This is a genomic window from Kosakonia sp. YIM B13588 (genome assembly GCF_042788165.1).
GTDB lineage: Bacteria > Pseudomonadota > Gammaproteobacteria > Enterobacterales > Enterobacteriaceae > Kosakonia > Kosakonia sacchari.
Genome location: NZ_JBHZPO010000023.1, coordinates 23,117 through 31,878 on the forward strand (window position 1 = coordinate 23,117; position 8,762 = coordinate 31,878).

General features: G+C 51.9%; 8 protein-coding genes. All 8 read right to left on the reverse strand.

The window, feature by feature from the left end; translation table 11 throughout:
* Nucleotides 1-7: 7 nt before the first annotated feature.
* Nucleotides 8-4,036, reverse strand: a complete 4,029-nt coding sequence (rpoB, locus tag ACFX4U_RS23610) for a DNA-directed RNA polymerase subunit beta (RefSeq protein WP_200553600.1) — start codon at nucleotides 4,034-4,036, stop codon at nucleotides 8-10.
* Between the two features lie 324 nt (nucleotides 4,037-4,360).
* Nucleotides 4,361-4,729 (reverse strand): 50S ribosomal protein L7/L12, encoded by a 369-nt coding sequence (rplL, locus tag ACFX4U_RS23615; RefSeq protein WP_014882064.1) that lies wholly within the window; start codon nucleotides 4,727-4,729, stop codon nucleotides 4,361-4,363.
* A 66-nt stretch (nucleotides 4,730-4,795) separates the two neighbouring features.
* Complete coding sequence (rplJ, locus tag ACFX4U_RS23620; protein WP_002438625.1) at nucleotides 4,796-5,293, reverse strand: 50S ribosomal protein L10; 498 nt, start codon at nucleotides 5,291-5,293, stop codon at nucleotides 4,796-4,798.
* Between the two features lie 300 nt (nucleotides 5,294-5,593).
* Nucleotides 5,594-6,298 (reverse strand): 50S ribosomal protein L1, encoded by a 705-nt coding sequence (gene rplA / locus ACFX4U_RS23625; protein WP_017460030.1) that lies wholly within the window; start codon nucleotides 6,296-6,298, stop codon nucleotides 5,594-5,596.
* A gap of 3 nt (nucleotides 6,299-6,301) precedes the next feature.
* Nucleotides 6,302-6,730 (reverse strand): 50S ribosomal protein L11, encoded by a 429-nt coding sequence (gene rplK / locus ACFX4U_RS23630; RefSeq protein ID WP_002438627.1) that lies wholly within the window; start codon nucleotides 6,728-6,730, stop codon nucleotides 6,302-6,304.
* A gap of 141 nt (nucleotides 6,731-6,871) precedes the next feature.
* Nucleotides 6,872-7,417, reverse strand: a complete 546-nt coding sequence (gene nusG / locus ACFX4U_RS23635) for a transcription termination/antitermination protein NusG (RefSeq protein ID WP_006816549.1) — start codon at nucleotides 7,415-7,417, stop codon at nucleotides 6,872-6,874.
* Between the two features lies 1 nt (nucleotide 7,418).
* On the reverse strand, nucleotides 7,419-7,802 hold the full coding sequence (gene secE / locus ACFX4U_RS23640) for a preprotein translocase subunit SecE (RefSeq protein ID WP_003033128.1): 384 nt from the start codon (nucleotides 7,800-7,802) through the stop codon (nucleotides 7,419-7,421).
* Nucleotides 7,803-8,030: 228 nt separating this feature from the next.
* Nucleotides 8,031-8,762: elongation factor Tu (locus ACFX4U_RS23645; RefSeq protein WP_380218726.1), on the reverse strand; the 732-nt coding region annotated here is incomplete at its 5' end.

The window sequence follows — 8,762 nt, forward strand, 5'->3', positions numbered from 1 at the left end:
GCGAGAGTTACTCGTCTTCCAGCTCGATGTTGATACCCAGCGAACGAATCTCTTTCAACAGTACGTTGAAGGACTCAGGCATACCCGGTTCCATCTGATGGTTGCCGTCCACGATGTTTTTATACATCTTGGTACGACCGTTCACGTCATCAGACTTAACGGTGAGCATTTCCTGCAGGGTGTATGCCGCGCCGTATGCTTCCAGCGCCCACACTTCCATCTCCCCGAAGCGCTGACCACCGAACTGCGCCTTACCACCCAGCGGCTGCTGAGTAACCAGGCTGTAAGAACCGGTAGAACGCGCATGCATCTTGTCATCAACCAGGTGGTTCAGTTTCAGCATGTACATGTAGCCAACGGTAACCTGGCGCTCGAATTGCTCACCGGTACGACCGTCGAACAGTGTGATCTGACCGGAAGTCGGCAGGCCACCCAGCTGTAACAGTTCCTTGATTTCAGACTCTTTCGCACCGTCGAATACCGGCGTTGCGATCGGCATACCTTTACGCAGGTTTTCCGCCAGACGCAGAACCTCATCATCGCTGAAGGTGCTCAGGTCGACTTTCTGACGAACGTCAGCGCCCAGATCGTATGCACGCTGGATGAACTCGCGCAGTTTCGCGACTTCTTGCTGCTGTTTCAGCATGGCGTTGATCTTGTCGCCGATACCTTTCGCAGCCATACCCAGGTGGGTTTCAAGGATCTGACCGATGTTCATACGAGACGGTACGCCCAGCGGGTTCAGTACGATGTCAACCGGCGTGCCGTTTTCATCGTATGGCATATCTTCGATCGGGTTGATCTTAGAGATAACACCCTTGTTACCGTGACGACCTGCCATTTTATCACCAGGCTGGATCTGACGTTTAACGGCCAGATAAACCTTAACGATTTTCAGCACGCCCGGTGCCAGATCATCGCCCTGAGTGATTTTGCGGCGTTTCGCTTCGAGTTTTTTCTCGAACTCGTGTTTCAGTTCATCATACTGCTCAGCCAGCTGTTCCAGCTGATTTTGTTTCGCTTCGTCGGTCAGGCCGAGTTCCAGCCAGCGGTCGCGCGGCAGCTTGTCGAGCTTGTCAGCTTCAACACCACCGGAAACCAGCACGCTGTGGATACGGCTAAACAGGCCAGCTTCGAGGATCTGCAGTTCTTCAGACAGGTCTTTCTTCGCCTGTTTAAGCTGCATTTCTTCGATTTCCAGCGCACGTTTGTCTTTTTCCACGCCATCGCGGGTAAAGACCTGAACGTCGATAACGGTACCGGAAACACCGTTCGGTACGCGCAGAGAAGAGTCTTTAACGTCAGACGCTTTCTCACCGAAGATCGCGCGCAGCAGTTTCTCTTCTGGCGTCAGTTGGGTTTCACCTTTCGGCGTTACCTTACCAACCAGAATGTCGCCGCCGGTCACTTCCGCACCGATGTAAACGATACCGGATTCATCCAGTTTGGAGAGCGCGGCTTCACCCACGTTCGGGATGTCTGCGGTGATCTCTTCTGGCCCCAGCTTCGTGTCACGGGACACGCACGCCAGTTCCTGGATGTGAATAGTGGTGAAGCGATCTTCCTGAACCACACGCTCAGAGACGAGGATGGAGTCTTCGAAGTTGTAACCATTCCACGGCATGAACGCTACGCGCATGTTCTGACCGAGCGCCAGTTCACCGAGGTCGGTGGACGGGCCGTCTGCCAGCACGTCGCCGCGCTCAATTGGCTCACCCAGATAAACACACGGCATCTGGTTGATGCAGGTGTTCTGGTTAGAACGGGTGTATTTGGTCAGGTTATAGATGTCGATACCTGCTTCGCCCGGGTACATCTCATCTTCGTTAACTTTGATAACGATACGAGAGGCATCCACGTACTGAACAGTACCGCCACGTTTAGCAACTGCGGTTACACCGGAGTCGACGGCAACAGCACGTTCCATACCGGTACCAACCAGCGGCTTGTCAGCGCGCAGAGTCGGAACCGCCTGACGTTGCATGTTCGCACCCATCAATGCACGGTTGGCGTCATCGTGTTCCAGGAATGGGATCAGGGACGCACCGACAGAAACCACCTGCTGGGTGGAAACGTCCATGTAGTCAACCTGGTCTGCGCTGAAGAGGCTGGATTCGCCTTTGCTGCGGCAGGTTACCAGATCGTCTACGAAACGACCTTCTTCCGTCAGGTTGGTGTTCGCCTGAGCGATAACGTAGTTACCTTCTTCAATAGCAGAAAGGTAATGGATCTCGTCAGTCACAACGCCGTCGGTCACTTTACGGTACGGCGTTTCGAGGAAGCCGTATTCGTTAGTCTGTGCGTACACGGACAAGGAGTTGATCAGACCGATGTTCGGACCTTCAGGCGTTTCGATCGGACATACGCGACCGTAGTGGGTCGGGTGTACGTCTCGAACTTCAAAGCCTGCGCGCTCACGGGTCAGACCGCCTGGGCCGAGTGCAGAGATACGACGTTTGTGCGTAATCTCGGACAGCGGGTTGTTCTGGTCCATAAACTGTGACAGCTGGCTGGAACCGAAGAACTCTTTAACGGCTGCAGAGATAGGCTTCGCGTTGATCATGTCCTGCGGCATCAGGGTATCCAGATCGCCCAGAGACAGACGCTCTTTCACCGCACGTTCTACACGAACCAGGCCAACGCGAAATTGGTTTTCCGCCATTTCGCCTACGGAACGGATACGACGGTTGCCGAGGTGGTCGATATCATCCACTTCACCGATGCCGTTACGAATACCGATGAGCTTTTTCATCACTTCGATGATGTCTTCTTTGCTCAGGATACCGGAACCTTCGATGCTGTCTCGCAGCAGAGAACGGTTGAACTTCATACGACCAACCGCGGAGAGATCGTAGCGGTCTTCGGAGAAGAACAGGTTCTCGAACAGGCTTTCTGCAGCTTCGCGAGTCGGCGGCTCACCAGGGCGCATCATGCGGTAGATTTCTACCAGCGCGCTCAGACGATCGTTGGTCGGGTCGACGCGTACCGTCTCAGACATGTACGGACCGTGATCCAGATCGTTGGTGAACAGGGTTTCGATACGTTTGTGACCAGACTGGCTCAGTTTCGCCAGCAGATCGAGCGACAACTCCATGTTTGCCGGGCAGATCAGCTCGCCAGTGGATTCGTCAACGTAGTCTTTAGCCGCAACTTTGCCTGCGATGTACTCAACCGGTACTTCAATGTGTTGAATTTCGTCTTTTTCCAGCTGACGAATATGGCGCGCGGTAATACGGCGGCCTTTCTCAACATACATTTTGCCGTTTGCTTCGATATCGAAGGATGCAGTTTCGCCACGCAGGCGTTCCGGCACCAGTTCCATCTGCAACTTGTTGTCGCGGATTTCAAAGACAACTTTTTCAAAGAACAGATCAAGAATCTGCTCAGTGGTGTAGTTCAACGCGCGCAGAATAATGGTCGCCGGCAGTTTGCGGCGGCGGTCGATACGCACAAAGAGGTTATCTTTCGGGTCGAACTCGAAGTCCAGCCATGACCCACGGTAAGGAATAATACGTGCGTTATAAAGCACCTTACCAGATGAGTGGGTTTTACCCTTATCGCTGTCGAAGAAGACGCCAGGACTACGGTGCAACTGAGAAACGATAACACGCTCAGTACCGTTGATAACAAAGGTACCGTTGTCGGTCATGAGCGGAATTTCGCCCATGTAGACTTCTTGTTCTTTAATGTCTTTAACAGTGCCTTCCGGCGCTTCGCGCTCGTAGATCACCAGACGCAGTTTTACGCGCAGCGGAGCGGAATACGTTACGCCACGGATCTGACATTCTTTAACATCAAAAACAGGTTCGCCAAGACGGTAGCTGACGTATTGCAGTTCCGAATTGCCGCTGTAGCTCTTAATCGGGAACACGGAGCGGAAAGCCGCTTCCAGACCGTACTGCCCTTCAGGATCTTGCTCGATAAACTTCTGGAACGAGTCAAGCTGGATAGAAAGGAGATATGGGACATCCAGTACTTGTGGACGTTTACCAAAATCCTTACGAATACGTTTTTTCTCGGTATAGGAGTAAACCATAGGGTTCCTCAGCTCGCTGACAAGTCGACCCACTCTGTCCGTCGAAAGGGACAGTTTATGCAACACTATTTTTTTAGACCGGAAAGTGGAGCACTTTCCGCAATGCTTGTTGCTATCACGCTTAAATCATTTCATTGCGATTTACACAGAAAGAACTTTCTGTCGCAGTATATTAAGTCGTCGATAGAAACAAGCATTGTAAAGGCTACTGGCAGTCAAACAGTGTGAAACGCTACCTGTACCTTCTACAGCGCAAAAAGGCTGGTGACCAAAAAGTCACCAGCCATCAGCCTAATTACTCAGGCTGCAACCGGAAGGGTTGGCTTATTTAACTTCAACTTCAGCGCCAGCTTCTTCCAGAGATTTTTTCAGAGCTTCAGCGTCATCTTTGCTCACGCCTTCTTTCAGAGCGGCCGGAGCAGATTCTACCAGGTCTTTAGCTTCTTTCAGACCCAGGCCAGTTGCGCCACGTACTGCTTTGATAACAGCAACTTTGTTAGCGCCAGCGGCTTTCAGAATTACGTCGAACTCAGTTTTTTCTTCAGCAGCATCAGCAGCCGGGCCAGCAGCAACAGCTACAGCAGCAGCAGCAGAAACACCGAATTTTTCTTCCATTGCAGAGATCAGTTCTACAACGTCCATTACGGACATAGCGGCAACTGCTTCAATGATTTGATCTTTAGTGATAGACATTTAAATTGTTCCTGAATATCAGAATAAGTTTATACGTAAGCAAATGCTTTATAAAGAAAACTGCGATTAAGCAGCTTCTTTCGCATCGCGTACAGCAGCCAGAGTACGAACCAGTTTGCCAGCAGAGGCTTCTTTCATGGTTGCCATCAGGCGTGCAATTGCTTCTTCGTAGGTCGGCAGGGTTGCCAGGCGATCGATCTGGGACGCCGGGATCAACTCACCTTCAAAGGCAGCGGCTTTGACCTCAAATTTTGCATTCGCTTTCGCGAACTCTTTGAACAGACGAGCAGCAGCGCCCGGGTGTTCCATAGAGTATGCAATCAGGGTCGGACCAACGAACGCGTCTTTCAGGCACTCAAATTGAGTACCCTCAACAACACGGCGCAGCAGGGTGTTGCGAACAACACGCATGTAAACGCCGGCTTCGCGACCTGCTTTACGCAGTTCGGTCATTTTATCTACGGTAACGCCACGGGAATCCGCAACAACCGCAGACAGCGCGCCTTTGGCTACTTCGCTGACTTCAGCAACAATCGCTTGTTTGTCTTGAAGATTTAAAGCCATTAGCTTTGCTCCTGGATGTTTGCCAGGGCTCATGCCCTGGAACTCACTTCACTCTTCTCAATGAAAAGAGCGTCTTAATACGGTGAGCAGAAACAAGCCAAAGAGTACTTTAAAAATAATCTTTAGGTTCTGTCACCGTCTACGCAGGGAATTAAGCTTCTTACGAAACACCTGCGGTCTTCGACGGAGGCCTGGATTAGGCCAGGCTCCAACGAACAAATCTGTTTGTTTGCTAACTTCGGCTAGCAAAACGTGGGGGTAAGATTGTAGACAAATCCACCACCCACGTAAAGGCGAATATTAGTTCGCTACTGCGTTCAGACCAGCCTGGTCTACCGCAACACCCGCACCCATGGTGGTGGAGATGCTAATTTTCTTGATGTACACGCCTTTCGCCTGAGACGGTTTTGCTTTTTTCAGCGCAACCAGCAGAGATTCCAGGTTTTCTTTCAATTTATCAGCGTCAAAATCCACTTTACCGATGGTGGTATGGATGATGCCGTTTTTGTCGTTACGGTAACGAACCTGACCTGCTTTAGCGTTTTTAACCGCTTCAGCAACGTTCGGCGTTACGGTACCAACTTTCGGGTTTGGCATCAGGCCACGCGGACCCAGAACCTGGCCCAACTGGCCAACAACGCGCATTGCATCCGGAGAAGCAATAACAACGTCGAAGTTCATTTCGCCTTTTTTGATCTGCTCAGCCAGATCTTCCATACCTACCAGCTCAGCGCCAGCTGCTTTAGCAGCTTCAGCGTTCGGGCCCTGGGTAAATACGGCTACGCGAACAGAACGGCCAGTACCGTGCGGCAGTACAGTTGCACCACGTACGTTCTGGTCAGATTTACGCGCGTCGATGCCGAGGTTAACAGCAACGTCTACGCTTTCTACGAATTTAGCAGTGGCCAGCTCTTTCAGCAGAGCAATGGCTTCGTTGATGTCGTACTGTTTGGTCGCATCAACTTTGTCACGGATCACGCGCATGCGCTTGGTCAGTTTAGCCATTTCTTAATCCTCCACTACCAGGCCCATGGAACGCGCAGTACCTTCGATTGAGCGAGTCATCGCTTCAATGTCAGCACCGGTCATGTCCGCGGCTTTAGTCTGAGCAATTTCCTGCACCTGAGCGCGGGTTACTTTGCCCACTTTGTCTTTGTTCGGCTTGCCGGAACCAGACTTGATACCAGCCGCTTTCTTCAGCAGAACTGCTGCCGGAGGCGTTTTGGTAACGAAAGTGAAGGAACGGTCAGCGTAAACGGTAATAACAACCGGAATCGGCAGACCTTTTTCGATGGAATCAGTTTTGGCGTTAAACGCTTTACAGAATTCCATGATGTTAACACCCTGCTGACCCAGAGCCGGACCAACCGGTGGGCTCGGGTTTGCCATGCCAGCTGCAACCTGCAGCTTGACGTAGGCCTGGACTTTCTTAGCCATTGAAATTTCCTCGTTTGGGTATAGCGCCCCGAAAGGCTCCCCGTGTTTGAATACGTTTTACGGATACGAGACCCATAAAAACAAAAGGCGCGAAATTGTATGTCAATTTCGCGCCCTGTGCAACGTTTGATCGCCGAATATTTAGGCTTTTTCGACCTGGCTGAAATCCAGCTCTACCGGGGTCGCACGACCGAAGATAGAAACGGACACTTTCAGGCGAGACTTCTCGTAGTCCACCTCTTCAACCACACCGTTAAAGTCGGCAAACGGACCGTCGCTAACGCGGACCATTTCACCCGGCTCAAACAGCGTTTTCGGACGCGGCTTATCACCAACCTGTTGCAGGCGGTTCATGATCGCATCCACTTCTTTATCGCTAATCGGCGCCGGACGATCGGACGTGCCGCCGATGAAGCCCATTACGCGCGGAACGCTGCGTACCAGGTGCCAGCTGGCGTCATTCATTACCATCTGAACAAGGACGTAGCCCGGGAAGAATTTGCGTTCGCTTTTGCGACGCTGACCGCCACGGATTTCGACCACTTCTTCAGTCGGCACCATGACTTCGCCAAACAACTCTTCCATATTGTGTAATTTGATATGCTCGCGCAGCGAAGTGGCTACGCGGCCTTCAAAACCGGAAAACGCCTGAACGACGTACCAGCGCTTTTTAGGAGCTTCAGACATCTCAGAACCTCAGGCCAGTGATAAAGGAAACCAGGCGGACCAGAATACCATCAAGTCCCCACAGGATCAGTGACATGACTGCAGTTACGGCAGCCACGATCAATGTGGTGTGCAATGTTTCCTGACGAGTGGGCCAAATCACTTTACGTACTTCGGTTCTCGCTTCACGGGCAAAAGCGACGGTCGCTTTACCCTTCGTCGTCAACAGCGCGACACCACCTGCTGCAGCAATCAGAATAACAACTGCCAGCGCGCGGAGCGGCAGCATCATGTCACGATAAAGATAGTTGCCAACGATAGCCACGAGCAGCAGTACTGCAACAACAACCCACTTCATCGCTTCCAGGCCGCGCCCGCTCCCTTGAGCTTCGGTATTCGCACTCATAAACCAACCTGTCACAAGAATTCAGACAAACATTTTTGCCCCGCATAAGCGAGGCAACCAAACCGAAATGCTCTGGCGAGATTCGGACTAACGCCCTCTTCAGAGCCTGTCTCAGCAATGATTATGACAAATAAAATCACTGATGAGCCAGGTTCTGGTTCGAAAGCGTACAAAAAGGGCATCAAATGATGCCCTCTTCTTGCGCATTGCGTCAAATGTTATCAGCGATTAGCTGAGAACTTTTGCTACAACGCCCGCGCCAACGGTACGGCCGCCTTCACGGATTGCGAAACGCAGACCATCGTCCATCGCAATCGGGTGAATCAGGGTAACAACCATTTTGATGTTGTCGCCCGGCATTACCATCTCCACGCCTTCCGGCAGTTCGATGGTGCCAGTCACGTCAGTTGTACGGAAGTAGAACTGCGGACGGTAGCCTTTGAAGAACGGAGTGTGGCGGCCGCCTTCGTCTTTGGACAGAATGTACACTTCAGATTCGAATTTGGTGTGCGGCTTGATGGAACCCGGCTTAGCCAGTACCTGACCACGTTCGATTTCTTCACGTTTGATACCACGCAGCAGAACGCCTACGTTCTCACCAGCACGGCCTTCGTCCAGCAGTTTGCGGAACATTTCAACGCCGGTGCAGGTGGATTTCGCGGTGTCTTTGATACCAACGATTTCAACTTCTTCACCCACTTTGATGATACCGCGCTCTACACGACCGGTAACAACGGTACCACGACCGGAGATGGAGAATACGTCTTCGATCGGCAGCAGGAACGGCTTGTCAATCGCACGCTCTGGTTCCGGAATGTAGGAATCCAGGAAGCCAGCCAGTTCGATGATTTTCGCTTCCCACTCTGCTTCGCCTTCCAGCGCTTTCAGAGCAGAACCACGTACGATCGGGGTGTCGTCGCCCGGGAAATCGTACTGAGACAGCAGTTCACGAACTTCCAT

Excerpts from the sequence above, each read along its gene's own strand:
- rplJ (WP_002438625.1), bottom strand. The coding sequence starts at position 5,293 with ATGGCTTTAAATCTTCAAGACAAACAAGCGATTGTTGCTGAAGTCAGC.
- secE (WP_003033128.1), bottom strand. The coding sequence starts at position 7,802 with ATGAGTGCGAATACCGAAGCTCAAGGGAGCGGGCGCGGCCTGGAAGCG.
- rplA (WP_017460030.1), bottom strand. The coding sequence starts at position 6,298 with ATGGCTAAACTGACCAAGCGCATGCGCGTGATCCGTGACAAAGTTGAT.
- rplK (WP_002438627.1), bottom strand. The coding sequence starts at position 6,730 with ATGGCTAAGAAAGTCCAGGCCTACGTCAAGCTGCAGGTTGCAGCTGGC.
- nusG (WP_006816549.1), bottom strand. The coding sequence starts at position 7,417 with ATGTCTGAAGCTCCTAAAAAGCGCTGGTACGTCGTTCAGGCGTTTTCC.
- rplL (WP_014882064.1), bottom strand. The coding sequence starts at position 4,729 with ATGTCTATCACTAAAGATCAAATCATTGAAGCAGTTGCCGCTATGTCC.
- rpoB (WP_200553600.1), bottom strand. The coding sequence starts at position 4,036 with ATGGTTTACTCCTATACCGAGAAAAAACGTATTCGTAAGGATTTTGGT.